The following is a 14109-nucleotide window of genomic DNA, read 5'->3' on the forward strand; positions in this document are numbered from 1 at the left end:
TCGGCCGCAGGCGTCCCTAGGGCGCCTCGATGGCATAGCCACGGGCCGCCAGCTTCTCCAGCATCCCGTCCGCGCCGAGCAGCTGGTGCATGGGCAGCATCGCGAAGCTGGACGGGTGCTCGGCCAGCGCCGCATCCACGTTTTCCAGCCAGGCTTCGCCGGCGCGGCGCGGCAGGTCGGCGATGCCGAGCCGCCGCGCCAGCGCGCTGCCGGTCAGCGCCTCCTGGCAGCTCGCGTAGTGGTTCTCGTAGGGCAACGCGCGCAACCCGTCGATGTCGCCGACCGCCCAGGCATTGGCTCGCGCACGCATGTTGTGGAGGTCGGTCTCGATCCGGTCCATGGTGCCGGCGAAGCATTCGCGGTCAGCCAGGTCGCTCTCGGCGAACTCCCTGAGCACCGCCTTGGGGTCCTCCACCGTCAGCCGCACCGTGGTCTCGACCAGCGGGACATCGCCAGCCTTGCGCGCCCTGCGCACGACGGGACCGACGACGCCGCCCATCCGCAGCCCGGACCTGTCGAGCGCCGCCTCGTACAGCGCCTGCGCGGCCAGCAGCGGCCGGCGCTTCTCGACGCCGCGGTCGCGACCCATGTAGCGCGCCTTCAGGACTTCCCAGCGCGCGTACAGCTCGGGCGACACCACCTCGCGCAGCGGCCGCTTGCCCGGGTTGTTGCGGGCGCGGAGCATCGCCGGCACCAGCGCCATGCCGCGAAAGAACCCGACGTCGGCATCGACCGCGATCGACGGCGCCCCGATCACGACCTGCGAGCCGGCGATCACGGCCTCGACGTCGGCGGAACTCCAGTCCATGCGTTTCGGCAGAGGCGATACCGTGCCGAGGATGTGCAGCACATGGTCGCCCTTGCGCACCTTCCACATGCCCGGACCCGGCTGGGCACCGGACACCACCATGGCGTCAAGGTCGACGATGCCCCGGTCCGGGGCAGCCCCGGAGCCCTCCTCCCCGCCCACGATGGCTGGCCGCGCCGTCGCGGCGGCCGCAGGCGGCACCGCGCGCGCGCCGGTGGCGGTCGCGCTGCACAACGCCAAGAGCACGATGATTCCCGCCTGCCTTCCCCGCATGCTCCACTCTCCCTGAGGGCGATGACGCGGTTGGAACACGGCGCGCCCCGAAGGTTCCCGGCGCCGGAAAGCACGAAGCCCGCGCGAGGCGGGCTTCGTGTTCGAGATGGTCGGGGTAGCCGGATTCGAACCGACGACCACTTGTCCCCCAGACAAGTGCGCTACCAGGCTGCGCTATACCCCGGTCGGAGAATTATAGCCGCCGCGGCGCCCCGATGGGAGCCGCGCGGCATCGAAACTTTCACCGTGCTCAGCGCCGCAGCAGCTGCAGCACGTCCTCCAGCTCCATCCGCACCTGGCGGACGATCTGGGTGCTGAGCGCGGATTCCTGGCGGGCGTCCTCGCCCTCCAGGCGCAGGCGCGCGCCGCCGATGGTGTAGCCCTGCTCGTACAGCAGGCCGCGGATCTGGCGCACCATCAGCACGTCGTGGCGCTGGTAGTAGCGGCGGTTGCCGCGGCGCTTGACCGGGCTGAGGCTGGGGAACTCGGTTTCCCAGTAGCGCAGCACGTGCGGCTTGACGTCGCAGAGCTCGCTGACCTCGCCGATGGTGAAGTAGCGCTTGGCCGGGATCGGCGGGAGTTCGCGGTTGCTGCCGGGGTCAAGCATGGGTGCCTCCCGCGTACGCTTCCACGCGTTCCTTGAGCTTCTGGCCGGGGCGGAAGGTGACCACGGTACGGGCCGAGATCGGGATCTCCTCGCCGGTCTTGGGATTGCGGCCGGGGCGCTGGTTCTTGCGGCGCAGGTCGAAGTTGCCGAAGCCCGACAGCTTGACCTGGCGGCCGCCCTGCAGCGCCTCGCGCAGCGCGTCGAAAAACGCGTCGACGAACTCCTTCGCCTCGCGCTTGTTCAGGCCGACCTCCACGTAGAGCCGCTCAGCCATTTCAGCCTTCGTCAACGCCATGCCGCCAGTCTCCTCAGCCCCTGATCCGCGCTCCATGCGCGACCGCGACGGCATCGGTGACCGAGGCCACCACCGCATCCACGTCGCGGTCGACCAGCGTGCGCGATGCGTCCTGCAGAATCAAGCCCATGGCGACACTCTTGAATCCTGTTTCCACGCCTTTCCCGGCGTAGACGTCGAACAGGTGCAGGGCCTTCAGGAAGGGGCCGGCCGCCGCCGAGGCGGTCGCTTCCAGCTCCCCCCAGGACACGCTGTCGGCGACGATGAACGCGAGGTCGCGGCGCACCGAGGGGAACTTCGACAGCGTGCCCGCCCGCGGCAGCGCGCGCGCGGTGATGGCGGTCAGGTCGAGCTCGAAGGCCACCACCGGATGGTCGAGGTCGAGCGCCTGCTGAAGCCGCGGATGGAGTTCGGCGATCGCACCCACCACGCTACCGTCGCGCAGCACCTCGGCGGCGCGCCCCGGATGTGCCCACGACGGCGCGGCGGCGCGGAACTCCAGCCGTGCACCCGACAGCGCGGCCAGTGCCTCGAGGTCGCCCTTGAGATCGTGGAAGTCGACCCGGCGCGCGGGCACGCCCCACTGCTCCGCCAGGGCGTCACCGCTGGCGACGGCCGCGATGCGCGGGGTTTCCAGCGGGGCTTCGCCAGCCCGGGCGCTGAACACCTTGCCGAGTTCGAACAGGCGCACGCGCCCCTGCTGGCGCGCGGCGTTGCGCGCCAGCGCGTCGACCAGCCCTGGCAGCAGGCGCGGACGCATCACGCCGAGTTCGGCGCTGAGCGGGTTGGCCAGCGGCACCAGGGCCTCGTCGGCCTGCCAGCGCGCGAGCAGCGTGGCGTCGACGAAGGCGTAGTTGATCGCTTCCAGGTAGCCGCGTCCGGCCAGCGCGCGGCGCAGGTCGCGCTCGGGCACGCGGCCTTCGGTCGGCGCCACCAGGCGCGTGGCACCGCCGGGCAGCGTGGTCGGGATGGCGTCGTAGCCGTGGATGCGCGCGATTTCCTCGACCAGGTCCTCTTCGATCGCGAGGTCGAAGCGGCGGGTCGGGGCGGTGACCGTCCAGCCTTCGGCCGTGGCCTCCACGCCCAGGCCCAGCGCGCGCAGGATGCGCTCGACTTCGGCATCGGCGATGTCCACGCCCAGCACGCGGGCGAGGCGGGCGCGGCGCAGCACGATCTTCGCCGGGCGCGGCAGCGCCTCGGGCAGCACGGCCTCGGTGACCGGACCCGGCGAGCCGCCGGCGATGTCGAGGACGAGCTTCGTGGCGTACTCGATCGCGGTGCGCGGCAGCTCCGGGTCGACGCCGCGCTCGAAGCGGTGGCCGGCATCGGTGTGCAGGCCCAGGCGGCGGCCGCGGCCGATGATCGCGGCCGGGGCGAAGTGCGCAGCCTCGAGGAAAACCGTGCGGGTCGCATCGGTCACGCGGGTGTCGTGGCCGCCCATCAGGCCGGCCAGCCCGACCGGGCGGTCGGCGTCGGTGATCACCAGGAAGCCGTCGTCGAGCGCGGCCTCGCGCCCATCAAGCAGCTTCAGCGATTCGCCGGCGCGGCCGCGGCGCACGCCCACCGGGCCCTTCAGCAGGCCGCGGTCGTAGGCGTGCATCGGCTGGCCGAGTTCGAGCATCACGTACTGGGTCACGTCCACCAGCAGCGAGACCGGTCGCACGCCGCTGCGGCGCAGGCGCTCGGCCATCCACGCCGGCGTGGCGCGGGCGGCGTCGACGCCCTCGATCACGCGGCCGAGGTAGCGCGGGGCGTCGGCGCCCGCCTCCAGGCGCACGTCGACCGTGGCCTCGCTGGCGGCCGGAACCGGCGCGGCGTCGAGCGCGGCCACTTCGCCACCGCAGGCCGCGGCCACGTCGAAGGCGATGCCGCGGATGCCGAAACAGTCGGCGCGGTTGGGCGTGAGCTTGAGTTCGAAGCTGGCGTCCGGCAGGCCGAGGTAACCGGCCAGCGGCGCGCCGAGGGGCGCGTCGCCGGGCAGCTCGAGCAGGCCCGAGGCGTCGGCGTCGAGGCCGAGCTCCTTCGCCGAGCACAGCATGCCGTTCGATTCGACGCCGCGCAGCTTCGCGGCCTTGATCGTGAGCTCGCCGACGGTGGTGCCGATGGTCGCCAGCGGCGCGACCAGGCCGGGGCGCGCGTTCGGCGCGCCGCAGACGATCTGCAGCATGCCCGCGGCCCCGGCATCGACCTGGCAAACCTGCAGGCGGTCGGCCTCGGGATGCTTTTCGGCGGACACGATGCGCGCCACCACCACGCCGTCCAGCGCCTCGCCCAGCGGCGTGACCTCTTCGACCTCCAGGCCGATCGCGGTCAGGGTCGCGGCCAGCCCGTCGCGGGTGGCCGTGGTCGGCACGTGCTGGCGCAGCCAGTTCTCGGAGAATTTCATCGCAACACCCGGTTGTCAGGGTCGAAGGACTGACGCTGGCGCGTCAGGCGAACTGGCGCAGGAAGCGCAGGTCGTTGTCGAAGAAGCTGCGCAGGTCGTCGACGCCATAGCGCAGCATCGCGAAGCGCTCCACGCCCAGGCCGAAGGCGAAGCCGCTGTAGCGCTCGGGGTCGATGCCGACCGCGCGCAGCACGTTCGGATGCACCATGCCGCAGCCCAGGACCTCCAGCCAGCGGGTGCTGCCGTCGGGCTGCGCCCAGGCGATGTCGACTTCGGCCGAGGGCTCGGTGAAGGGGAAGTAGCTCGGGCGGAAGCGCATCTCGAAGTCGCGCTCGAAGAAGGCGCGGACGAATTCCGACAGCGTGCCCTTGAGGTCGGCGAAGCTCGCGTGCTCGTCGACCAGCAGGCCCTCGCACTGGTGGAACATCGGCGTGTGGGTCTGGTCGGAGTCGCTGCGGTAGACCTTGCCCAGCGCGATCATGCGCAGCGGCGGCTGGCCGCCGCGGGCAAGCAGGTCCTGCATGTAGCGCACCTGCACGCCCGAAGTGTGGGTGCGCAGCAGGCGCCCGTCGGGAAAGTAGAAGGTGTCGTGCATGGCCCGCGCCGGATGGTGCGGCGGGAAGTTCAGGGCCTCGAAGTTGTGCCAGTCGTCCTCGATCTCGGGGCCGTCGGCGAGCTCGTAGCCCAGGCGTCCGAAGATGTCGGCGATGCGCTCCATGGTCCGGCTGACCGGGTGCAGGCCGCCTGCTTCGCCGTTGCGGCCCGGCAGGGTCACGTCGATGGTTTCGGAGGCCAGGCGGGCGTCGAGCGCGGCGGCGTCGAGCGTTGCCTTGCGCGCGGCCAGCGCCTCGCCGATAGCGTCGCGGGAGCGGTTGATGGCTTCGCCCGCGGCCTTGCGCTGGTCGGCCGGCAGCGCGCCCAGCGACTTCAGCTGCGCGGTGACGCTGCCGCTCTTGCCCAGGAGCGCCACGCGCAGGCCCTCGACGGCGTCGGGGCTCGCGGCTGCGGCGATATCGGCGAGCGCCTGCTCGCGGATGGATTCGATCTCGGTCATCGGAGCACCATCGGGGGCCCTTTCCCGGGCCGTAAACGAAACATGGGGAAGGACTTGCGCCCTTCCCCATGCGTGTATCGACTGCCTCTTTCCGCCTAGCGCTCCTGTAGGAGCAGCTACAGCTGCGACCCCGTTCTCGCCGGATTGCCGGTCGCAGCCGTAGCTGCTCCCACAACGTCGGCAGGACGGCGCCGGGCAGGTTTACGCTGCGAGCGCGCCCTTCGCCTTCTCGGCCAGCGCGGCAAAACCCGCCGCGTCGTGCACGGCGATGTCGGCCAGCACCTTGCGGTCGAGGGTGATGCCGGCCTTCATCAGGCCGTTCATGAAGCGGCTGTAGCTCATGCCGTTGATGCGGGCCGCGGCATTGATGCGGGTGATCCACAGCGAGCGGAAATTCCGCTTCTTCTGCTTGCGGCCGATGTAGGCGTACTGCAGGGCCTTGGTGACGGCCTGCTTGGCAACGCGGAAGACCTTGCGGCGCGCGTTGTAGTAACCCTTGGCCTGCTTGAGGACCTTCTTGTGACGACGGCGCGCCTGCACGCCACGCTTGACTCGTGCCATGGTTCAGTCCTCCTCAGAGATACGGCAGCATGCGGTCGAGACGACCGGAGTCGCACGCCGGGATGTGGTTCGTCTGGCGGAGGTTGCGCTTACGCTTCGTCGCCTTCTTGGTCAGGATGTGGCTGCGGTTGGCGTGGCCAGCCTTGTACTTGCCGGAAGCGGTCTTCCGGAAGCGCTTGGCCGCGCCCCGATGCGTCTTGATCTTGGGCATTGCTGTGTCCTTGTCGGTGCTTCGCTACTGGCCCGGGCGGTGGCCTGCGCCACGCTTTCCGTCCTGCCCTTGCCGGTTTGATGGCCGCGGCCCCAGGGGCGCCGTGGCGGGTCCAACCGGTCCGTATGCACAAGGCATGCGGACCGAGCCGCGCATTATGCACGGCATGGGGTTCTGTCTGCAAATCAGGGGGCTCGGGCGGCCTGGGCGACCCATGCGCGCCGGGCGGCGCGCGGGCTCACTTCTTCTTCGGCGCGATCATCATGACCATCTGGCGGCCTTCCAGGCGCGGCCGGGACTCGATCACGATGTCCTCGCCCAGGTCGGCCTCGATGCGCGCGGCCATGCCGCGGCCGAGCTCCTGGTGGCTCATCTCGCGGCCACGGAAGCGGATGTTGACCTTGATCTTGTCCCCTTCCTCGAGGAACCCGCGCATCTTGCGCAGCTTGATCTGGTAGTCGCCCTCGTCGGTCACCGGGCGGAACTTCACTTCCTTGATCTCGACCTGCTTCGACTTCTTCTTGGCCTCGTTGGCGCGCTTCTGCGCCTCGAAGCGGAACTTGCCGAAGTCCATGATCTTGCAGACCGGCGGATCGGCGTTGGGCTGGATCTCGACAAGGTCTAGTCCTTCTTCCTCGGCCATGGCGATGGCCTCGTCGCGCGAAAGCACGCCGACCATCTCGCCATCCGAGCCGATCACGCGTACGCGGGGGACGCGGATTTCGAGGTTCCTGCGGTTCTGCTTGTCCGGGGTACTGATATTGCGATCTCCGTGGGTGGCACTTCTGGCTGGGCCCATTTCCGGGACCCAAGGCGCCTGCCGCATGGCAGGCACCGGGCTACATGATACTCAGGGACCCCGCTCCGCGTGCAGGCGGGCCGTGAAATCGGCCAGCGGCATCGAACCCAGGTCCTCCCCTGCACGCGTGCGGACGGCGACCGCGCCCTGTTCCTTCTCGCGGTCCCCCACCACGAGCAGGTACGGCACGCGCGCAAGCGTGTGCTCGCGGATCTTATAGCCGATCTTCTCGTTGCGCAAATCCGATTCGACCCTGAGCCCTTGATCCGCAAGGGTTTTCCGGACCTCGGCGGCCCAGTCGGCCTGGGCGTCGGTGATGTTCGCCACCACCGCCTGGACCGGGGCCAGCCAGGCCGGGAAGGCGCCGGCGTGGTGCTCGATCAGGATGCCGATGAAGCGCTCCATCGAGCCCACGATGGCGCGGTGCAGCATGACCGGGGTGCGCCTGGCGCTGTTCTCGTCGACGTACTCGGCGCCCAGGCGGCCCGGCATCATGAAGTCGACCTGCATCGTGCCCAGCTGCCAGGTCCGGCCGATGGCGTCGCGCAGGTGGTATTCGATCTTCGGGCCGTAGAAGGCGCCCTCGCCCGGCAGCTCCTGCCACTCCACGCCGGCGGCCGACAGCGCGCCGCGCAGGGCGGCCTCCGCCTTGTCCCAGGTGGCGTCGTCGCCGAGGCGCGACTCGGGGCGCAGGGCCAGCTTGACCTGGACGTCGGTGAAGCCGAAATCGGCGTAGACCTTCATCGCCTGGGCGTGGAAGTCGGTGACCTCCTGCTCAATCTGCGATTCGGTGCAGAACACATGGCCGTCGTCCTGGGTGAAGCCGCGCACGCGCAGGATCCCGTGCAGCGCCCCGGAGGGCTCGTTGCGGTGGCAGCTGCCGAACTCGCCGTAGCGGATCGGCAGGTCGCGGTAGCTGTGCAGGCCCTGGTTGAAGACCTGCACGTGTCCCGGGCAGTTCATGGGCTTCACCGCGTAGGTCCGCTTCTCGGACTCGGTGAAGAACATGTTCTCCTTGTAGTTGTCCCAGTGGCCGGACTTCTGCCACAGGCTGACGTCGAGGATCTGCGGGCAGCGCACCTCGCCGTAGCCGCTGGCGCGGTAGACGCCGCGCATGTACTGCTCCACCACCTGCCACAGCGCCCAGCCCTTGGGGTGCCAGAACACCAGGCCCGGGGCCTCTTCCTGCAGGTGGAAAAGCTCCTGCTGCTTGCCGATGCGGCGGTGGTCGCGCTTCTCGGCCTCCTCGATGCGCTGCACGTAGGCCTTGAGCTGCTTGGCATCGGCCCAGGCGGTGCCGTAGATGCGCTGCAGCTGCTCGTTCTTGGCATCGCCGCGCCAGTAGGCGCCGGAGGTGCGCAGCAGCTTGAAGGCCTTCAGGAAGCGCGTGTTGGGCACGTGCGGGCCGCGGCACATGTCCACGTATTCCTGGTGGTGGTACAGGCCCATGGCGGTGACCTCGGGGCCCATGTCGTCGATCAGGCGCAGCTTGTAGTCCTCGCCGCGGGCCTTGAAGGTCTCGATGACTTCGTCGCGCGGGGTCATGCGCTTGATGACGTCGTATTCGGTGTCGATCAGCTCGCGCATGCGCGCCTCGATCGCGGCCATGTCGTCGGGCGTGAACGGCTGCGCGCGCCAGATGTCGTAGTAGAAGCCGTCCTCGATCACCGGGCCGATGACCATCTTGGCGTCCGGGTAGAGCTGCTTGACCGCGTGGCCCACGAGGTGCGCGCAGGAGTGGCGGATGATCTCCACGCCCTCGGCGTCCTTCGGGGTGAGGATCTGCAGGCTGGCGTCGTGGTCGATGAGGTCGGAGGCGTCGACCTGGCGGCCGTCGACCTTGCCGGCCACGGTGGCCTTGGCGAGGCCCGGGCCGATGGACTCGGCGACCTGCATGACGGTGACGGGGGCGTCGAACTCGCGGCGGCTGCCGTCGGGGAGCGTGATGGTGATCATGGCGGTGGGGTGTCTGGTGGGTTCGGGCAGTGGCCTTGGCCGGCGCCCGTGGGCATGAAAAAGGCGCCACGCGGGCGCCTTCCGGAATCGGCCGCGGGCGGGATCAGCAATGGGCGGAGGTAGTGTCCATGTCGCACGCTCGGCCGGCGCGTTGGCGCGGGCCACCTGTCTCCCGGGGATGCGGCCCGATTCTAGCCGAAACCCGGCGGCCGGACGGAACCCGGAATCTCAGCCGCCGCGTCCGACCACGCCGGGTGGCAGCCCCGAACCCGGCGGCGGGGCCGCACCGCCGCCGGTCGCCACGCCGACCGCGTTGTAGGGCGAGAACTGGCCCAGCACTCCGTTGAAGAACATCGCCGCCATTGGCGGGGCGCTGACGATGAGCATGGTCAGGATCAGGCCCATGCCTCCCTGCTGCATCGCCATCGAAACCAGGCTCTCCTGCGGCGCGCCGGTGAGCCAGTCGGCCACCCAGAACGCCAGGCCCACAGCGATCAGCATGTCCAGGGCCAGCGTCACCATCACCGTCAGCAGTGCGAGCGAGAACAGCGTCCCCAGCCCGTAGTACAGCCACTTGCTGAACAGCTGGCGCGTGGCCCGGAACAGCAGGCAAAGAATGAAGAGCGGCCCCAGCCCCACCACCAGCGCGATGGCCACCTTGTTCAACAGCAGCATGGCCGCGGCGATGATTGCCGGACCGCCGAGCCCGACGCCTGCAAACCACATCGCGCGCGACTTGCGCTCTTCGGTGAGCAGGTCGCCGCCGCCGTCGATGGAATCGATCACCTGGAGCGCGACCTGCATGATTGCCAGCACCTGGTCGATGTCCTCGTAGGCGCCGCCCTCTTCGTCTCCGGTCACCATCTGCGACACGGCCTCTCCCAGTCCGTCGGTGAGCACGCGGTATGTCGAGCCCGCGCCGGCCGCCGCGCCGGTCGCGATGCCGATCACCAGCACGGCCTTCAGCGCATCCCCCACCAGCGCCATCATCGGCTCCCGGGACAACCCCGTGGCGATGCGATAGCCCTGGACCAGGATCCAGAACGTGAGCAGGGTCAGCGCCGCGCTGCCGGCGACCGTCACCACGCGGCCCAGCAGGTTCCCCGCGAACTCGCCGATCTCGGCATCGAGGAAACCGTTGATCTCCTGGAAGAAGACCATGTTGGGCAGGCCCTGGGCCTGCGCCCAGTCCATTCCGGCCACCGCCAGCCAGGCCACGCTCTCGATCGCCACGCCCGCGCCCCTACCGGTCCCGCTCGCGGGCGGCCCTAAGCGCAAGCTTCAGCATCACGCCCTGCGCGACCGCGCCCGCTCCGGAACCCTCCAGGGCCTCGTTGGCCACGCGGACATGGTTGTCGCGCAGCGCGCGCAACGCGGTGTCGTAGGCCGACATCAACCGCTCGCCGCTCTGGACGTCGTTCTGCAGCTGGCCCTGGATGGAGAGGATGCGATTGGTGTTGGACGCGAGCTTGCCCTCCTCCTCCGGCTGGATCCCGCCGCGCTCGGCATAGGCCTCGCGGAGTTCCCGGTCACGCTCGTTCACGTCGTCCAGCATCGCCACCAGTGCGTTGAAACGGCGGTTCTCGGTGCGCACGATGGACACGCAGTAGGCGTGCAGCTCCACGCCCTTTGGATTCTTCGGCGATGCCGTTCCACAACGCTCGTCGACGCCGGCATCCTCTTCGACCTGCTGGAAGTTCTCGCGGTGGCTGCTGCCGCCCGCATAGGCCTCGCCGGTCACCAGCGCCTGCTCGAACTGCTTGTCCAGCGTCTGCAGCTGTTCGACCTGCCGCTTGTAGTCCTCGATCATCTGCTGGTACTGGGCCACCCAGCCCAGCGCGGTCTTGACGGTGTGCGGGATATCCACCACCGCCCACTGCGCGGACGCCGGCCACGCCGCCAGCCCGACGCACACGCCCAGCACCAGCCCCGCCACCCGCAGGCGGGGCGTCCCTGCCCCTGCGACTTCCCTGTCGTCCATGTCCCTCTCCCTGGGTTGAATCAGCTGCCGCCGTGTCCGTCGGCGGTCCCGGATGGCCGCCTGCCCTTGCGTCGCGCCTGGAACGCCCCGAGCCAGTCCTGCGGGCGCAGCGCGTCCGGCGCCACGCCCCGCTCGGCCGCCTGTTCGGCGACCACCTCGTGCATCACCGCGATGTTGTCCGTGGAGGCCGAGATCACGGCAAGGATGTCGTCCAGTCCCTCCAGGTCGAGCCTGCAGACGGCCGACGCGTGCCCCTGCTTGACCAGGAAGCTCCGCGAACGTTCGTCGAGCGAGACGACGACGCGGTACTCGGCCTCGGTGAGCTTCAGTCCTTCCACGTAGTCCCGGCGGCTGGCGTTGGGATTGGGCAGCAGCACGAGCGTCGCGGTCTGTTCGACCAGTGCGGCCGCGATGTCACTGGCCAGCGCATCCTCCGGGCTCTGCGTCGCGAAGATCCCGAGCCCGTTCTGCTTGCGGATGGTCTTCTGCTTGTTGCGCGCGAACTCCTTCAGCGCGCCGCCGCCGTCCAGGATCTTCCAGAACTCGTCCATCACGTAGACCAGCCGACGGCCATCGATGATCCCTTCCAGCCGGTGCAGCAGGTAGCGCACCACCGGCACCCTGACCTCGGCGTTGTCCAGGAGGTCGGTGTAGTCGAAACCGATGATGTTCGAGCGCGACAGGTCGATCGTGTCCACCGGGTTGTCGAATACCCAGCCCAGGCTGTGGCCCGCGGTCCACTTGCGCAGGCGCGCGTGGAGGCCGTCGTCGCCCATGTTGGGCAGGCTCTTCTGCAGGTTGGCCATGCTGCGCAGGTGCATGGGCGTGTCCAGCAGGCCGGCGATGGCGCGGAAGATGTCCTCGTCCTCGCGCGCGGTGTACGCCGGCTTGCCCGCGAGCAGTCTCACCAGGTCCGCCAGGAACTGGGCATTGGCGTCGCTGCGCTCGCACTGCAGGGGATTGAAGCCGGTCGGCCGGCCGTTCTCCAGCGCCAGGTAGTTGCCGCCGCAGGCGCGCACGAAGATCTCGGCCCCGCGGTCCTTGTCGAAGAAGAACACCGTCGGGGCGGGATCGAGCTTCTGCGACTGCGCCAGCAGGAAGTTCACCAGGGCCGTCTTGCCGGTGCCGGACTTACCGATCACGAGCGTGTTGCCCAGCGCCTTCTCGCCCAGCGAATCCTCGCCGGGATGCGTGGCGTGGAAGTTGAAGTGGTAGGGCTGGCCGTTGCTGGCCTGCAGCGTGGTCACGCAGTCGCCCCACGGGTTTCCCCTGCGCTTTCCGCTGGCGAAGTTGTGGAGCGGCGAGAGTCCGAGGAAGTTCAGCGAACTGACGTTGGCCAGGCGCGTCCGGTAGCGCCAGTTGGCGGGAAGCTGGGCATAGAACGCCGATGCGACGGCAAGATCCTCCTTCGCGGACACGAAGCCGGCGTTCGAGAGCTCCGCGCGGGCCTCGGCGACGTGCCGGGACAGCGCGTCCTGGGTGGCGGCATGAACGGCCAGCGAGAAGTGGTACTCGCCCAGCACGAAGTTCCCCGAAGCGAGCTGGTCCATCGCCTGGTCGAGCTCGGCGATCTGGCTGACCGCGCGGTCGCCGGAGGACACCATCATTCCCTTCGTGCGGTCGAGCACCCGCAGTGCGTCCTGCCGGCCCATGGGGCTGAAGGACTGGGTGAGCACGTATTCGAAGCCGAGGTACTTGAGTCCGTTGAGGATTCCGGGCCAGGTGGCGTCCGTGTACTCCTTGATGTTGAGGATGGCCCCGTACTCGTGGCCGCCGTCCGGAAGCGCGACGACGAAATCGCCGGTCCGTGCCGAGAACGTATGCCGGCTCACGGAGAGATAGTCGGCGATCGGCGCGGGCAGCACCGGAACCGGCTCGTCCAGGCGGTTGAGGATGTAGCCATACAGCTCCAGCACCTCGGAGAACGCGACCCCGTTGTCCCGGTCGTACATGCCGAGGCGCCGCGGGGAGTAGTCCCCGAGCACCGCTTCGACGTTGCCGGCAAGCTCGCGCACCCGGCCGACCGCCTGCTGCTCCGCCGCGGCCAGCCTGTCCAGATCGGCGGACCGCTCGGCCAGGCGGCGACCCGCAACCACGGGCCGGTAAAGCAGGGTCAGGTAGAGCTCGTTCTGCAGCGAATCCTGCGTTTCCAGCTTGCGGAAGTAGGCGTCCGAGAGTTCCTGGTTGAAGACGCCTGCGAAGCGTCCGCCCCCTTCGATGCGCCCACGCCTGCGGATGTCATGGGTCCAGAACGCGACGTTGGCGAAATCCGGTGCTCGCAGCGTCTGCAGCATGCGGTTGAAGGTGGCGTGCCGGTGCTCCAGGTCCCACTCCTCACGACCGACGAACGGCAGCCCGGCAAGCCGCCACGCGACGAGGTAGTCACCCCCGGTGGTCTTGACCACGTCGCTGGCGACATGGCTCGACAGCGGCACGAAGCCGGCAACCGCGGCGTCGGCGACCTGGGCATTCATCCGCGCCCTCCGGGCGCACGGCCTGCGATCGGCGAGAACGACCAGTCACCCCCGCGGATCCCGCGATTCCGCACCCTGGCGAGGACCTGCCAGCGCAGGCCCAACAGCCGAAAGACCATCTCATCGCGCCTGGCCATCTGCCGCATGCCGAGGATCACCAGCGGCATCAGCGCCAGCAGCAGCAGGTTCACGTACACCGCGAGCAACAGGCAGGCCCCGGCGCCGATGAAGAACGGCACGTAAGGCACCCCCAAGAACATCGCCGGCCGGGTGCAGCCGCGGAACAGCACGTCCTTACGCATGGAACACGGGCAGCACGGCGTCGAGCATCGCCGTGCACTCGCCCGCCTCCGGTCCGAGCAGCATGCGCGCGATCTGTGCCGCCGCGCCGATCAGCAGACCCCCGACCAGGATCGGAGCCACGTCCGAGATCCGCTTGTGCGCGAAGGCGATCTGGTAACCGGCAAAGATGATGGCGATGGTGACCACCGCGATCGAGGCCATGTTGAGCAGGCCGTTGACGTTGTCGAAGAAGCCGCAGACCTTGGCGTCGGCGCCGCCAAAGGCCTGCGCAAGGACTGTGGCGGGCGCGGCGGCCAAGGTGGCGGCCAGGCCTCCGGTCGCGATGCGCGTGCCGGGCCGGCGGCGTTCATGGCGGCCGATGGAGCGGATGGAGCGGCTACGGTGTGTGCGGGTGTCCATGA

The 14109-nt window shown here is 69.4% G+C and carries 14 protein-coding genes and 1 tRNA gene; all 15 read right to left on the reverse strand.

The annotated features are described in order from the left end of the window. Positions 1 to 16: 16 nt before the first annotated feature. Entirely contained in the window at positions 17 to 1081 is a 1065-nt protein-coding gene (locus H9645_RS03915) for a TraB/GumN family protein (RefSeq protein WP_191728377.1), read from the reverse strand. A 107-nt stretch (positions 1082 to 1188) separates the two neighbouring features. Further along, positions 1189 to 1265, reverse strand: a tRNA-Pro gene (locus tag H9645_RS03920). A 66-nt stretch (positions 1266 to 1331) separates the two neighbouring features. Then, on the reverse strand, positions 1332 to 1688 hold the full coding sequence (locus H9645_RS03925; RefSeq protein WP_189496771.1) for a MerR family transcriptional regulator: 357 nt from the start codon (positions 1686 to 1688) through the stop codon (positions 1332 to 1334). Then, a complete protein-coding gene (locus H9645_RS03930) occupies positions 1681 to 1983 on the reverse strand; it encodes an integration host factor subunit alpha (RefSeq protein ID WP_189496773.1) in 303 nt (100 codons plus the stop codon). Before H9645_RS03930 ends, H9645_RS03925 begins: the two co-directional genes overlap by 8 nt. A gap of 13 nt (positions 1984 to 1996) precedes the next feature. Further along, the gene (pheT, locus tag H9645_RS03935; RefSeq protein ID WP_191728378.1) at positions 1997 to 4369 is read right to left on the reverse strand and encodes a phenylalanine--tRNA ligase subunit beta; all 2373 of its coding nucleotides are present in this window, start codon (positions 4367 to 4369) and stop codon (positions 1997 to 1999) included. Positions 4370 to 4412: 43 nt separating this feature from the next. Continuing rightward, positions 4413 to 5423 carry a phenylalanine--tRNA ligase subunit alpha gene (pheS, locus tag H9645_RS03940; protein WP_191728379.1) on the reverse strand — a complete coding sequence of 337 codons (1011 nt, stop codon included), beginning with the start codon at positions 5421 to 5423 and terminating at the stop codon, positions 4413 to 4415. Positions 5424 to 5624: 201 nt separating this feature from the next. Then, positions 5625 to 5984 (reverse strand): 50S ribosomal protein L20, encoded by a 360-nt coding sequence (rplT, locus tag H9645_RS03945; RefSeq protein ID WP_133000809.1) that lies wholly within the window; start codon positions 5982 to 5984, stop codon positions 5625 to 5627. Between the two features lie 13 nt (positions 5985 to 5997). Then, the gene (rpmI, locus tag H9645_RS03950; protein ID WP_055249161.1) at positions 5998 to 6195 is read right to left on the reverse strand and encodes a 50S ribosomal protein L35; all 198 of its coding nucleotides are present in this window, start codon (positions 6193 to 6195) and stop codon (positions 5998 to 6000) included. A gap of 238 nt (positions 6196 to 6433) precedes the next feature. Beyond that, a complete protein-coding gene (infC, locus tag H9645_RS03955; protein ID WP_191728380.1) occupies positions 6434 to 6994 on the reverse strand; it encodes a translation initiation factor IF-3 in 561 nt (186 codons plus the stop codon). Between the two features lie 51 nt (positions 6995 to 7045). Further along, a complete protein-coding gene (gene thrS / locus H9645_RS03960; protein WP_191728381.1) occupies positions 7046 to 8950 on the reverse strand; it encodes a threonine--tRNA ligase in 1905 nt (634 codons plus the stop codon). 228 nt (positions 8951 to 9178) lie between these two features. After that, positions 9179 to 10183: a TrbL/VirB6 family protein gene (locus H9645_RS03965; protein ID WP_191728382.1), complete on the reverse strand. Its 1005-nt coding sequence runs from the start codon at positions 10181 to 10183 to the stop codon at positions 9179 to 9181. Positions 10184 to 10193: 10 nt separating this feature from the next. After that, the gene (locus H9645_RS03970) at positions 10194 to 10931 is read right to left on the reverse strand and encodes a hypothetical protein (RefSeq protein ID WP_191728383.1); all 738 of its coding nucleotides are present in this window, start codon (positions 10929 to 10931) and stop codon (positions 10194 to 10196) included. 20 nt (positions 10932 to 10951) lie between these two features. Next, entirely contained in the window at positions 10952 to 13405 is a 2454-nt protein-coding gene (locus H9645_RS03975) for a VirB4 family type IV secretion/conjugal transfer ATPase (RefSeq protein ID WP_191728384.1), read from the reverse strand. Then, entirely contained in the window at positions 13402 to 13707 is a 306-nt protein-coding gene (locus H9645_RS03980) for a VirB3 family type IV secretion system protein (RefSeq protein ID WP_191728385.1), read from the reverse strand. Before H9645_RS03980 ends, H9645_RS03975 begins: the two co-directional genes overlap by 4 nt. After that, positions 13700 to 14107 (reverse strand): TrbC/VirB2 family protein, encoded by a 408-nt coding sequence (locus H9645_RS03985; RefSeq protein WP_191728386.1) that lies wholly within the window; start codon positions 14105 to 14107, stop codon positions 13700 to 13702. Before H9645_RS03985 ends, H9645_RS03980 begins: the two co-directional genes overlap by 8 nt. Positions 14108 to 14109 lie beyond the last annotated feature (2 nt).

Source organism: Luteimonas colneyensis, assembly GCF_014836665.1.
GTDB lineage: Bacteria > Pseudomonadota > Gammaproteobacteria > Xanthomonadales > Xanthomonadaceae > Luteimonas > Luteimonas colneyensis.

Excerpts from the sequence above, each read along its gene's own strand:
- pheS (WP_191728379.1), bottom strand. The coding sequence starts at position 5,423 with ATGACCGAGATCGAATCCATCCGCGAGCAGGCGCTCGCCGATATCGCC.
- H9645_RS03930 (WP_189496773.1), bottom strand. The coding sequence starts at position 1,983 with ATGGCGTTGACGAAGGCTGAAATGGCTGAGCGGCTCTACGTGGAGGTC.
- H9645_RS03985 (WP_191728386.1), bottom strand. The coding sequence starts at position 14,107 with ATGGACACCCGCACACACCGTAGCCGCTCCATCCGCTCCATCGGCCGC.
- infC (WP_191728380.1), bottom strand. The coding sequence starts at position 6,994 with ATGGGCCCAGCCAGAAGTGCCACCCACGGAGATCGCAATATCAGTACC.
- H9645_RS03915 (WP_191728377.1), bottom strand. The coding sequence starts at position 1,081 with ATGCGGGGAAGGCAGGCGGGAATCATCGTGCTCTTGGCGTTGTGCAGC.
- H9645_RS03980 (WP_191728385.1), bottom strand. The coding sequence starts at position 13,707 with ATGCGTAAGGACGTGCTGTTCCGCGGCTGCACCCGGCCGGCGATGTTC.
- pheT (WP_191728378.1), bottom strand. The coding sequence starts at position 4,369 with ATGAAATTCTCCGAGAACTGGCTGCGCCAGCACGTGCCGACCACGGCC.
- thrS (WP_191728381.1), bottom strand. The coding sequence starts at position 8,950 with ATGATCACCATCACGCTCCCCGACGGCAGCCGCCGCGAGTTCGACGCC.
- H9645_RS03970 (WP_191728383.1), bottom strand. The coding sequence starts at position 10,931 with ATGGACGACAGGGAAGTCGCAGGGGCAGGGACGCCCCGCCTGCGGGTG.
- H9645_RS03975 (WP_191728384.1), bottom strand. The coding sequence starts at position 13,405 with ATGAATGCCCAGGTCGCCGACGCCGCGGTTGCCGGCTTCGTGCCGCTG.
- H9645_RS03925 (WP_189496771.1), bottom strand. The coding sequence starts at position 1,688 with ATGCTTGACCCCGGCAGCAACCGCGAACTCCCGCCGATCCCGGCCAAG.
- rplT (WP_133000809.1), bottom strand. The coding sequence starts at position 5,984 with ATGGCACGAGTCAAGCGTGGCGTGCAGGCGCGCCGTCGTCACAAGAAG.
- rpmI (WP_055249161.1), bottom strand. The coding sequence starts at position 6,195 with ATGCCCAAGATCAAGACGCATCGGGGCGCGGCCAAGCGCTTCCGGAAG.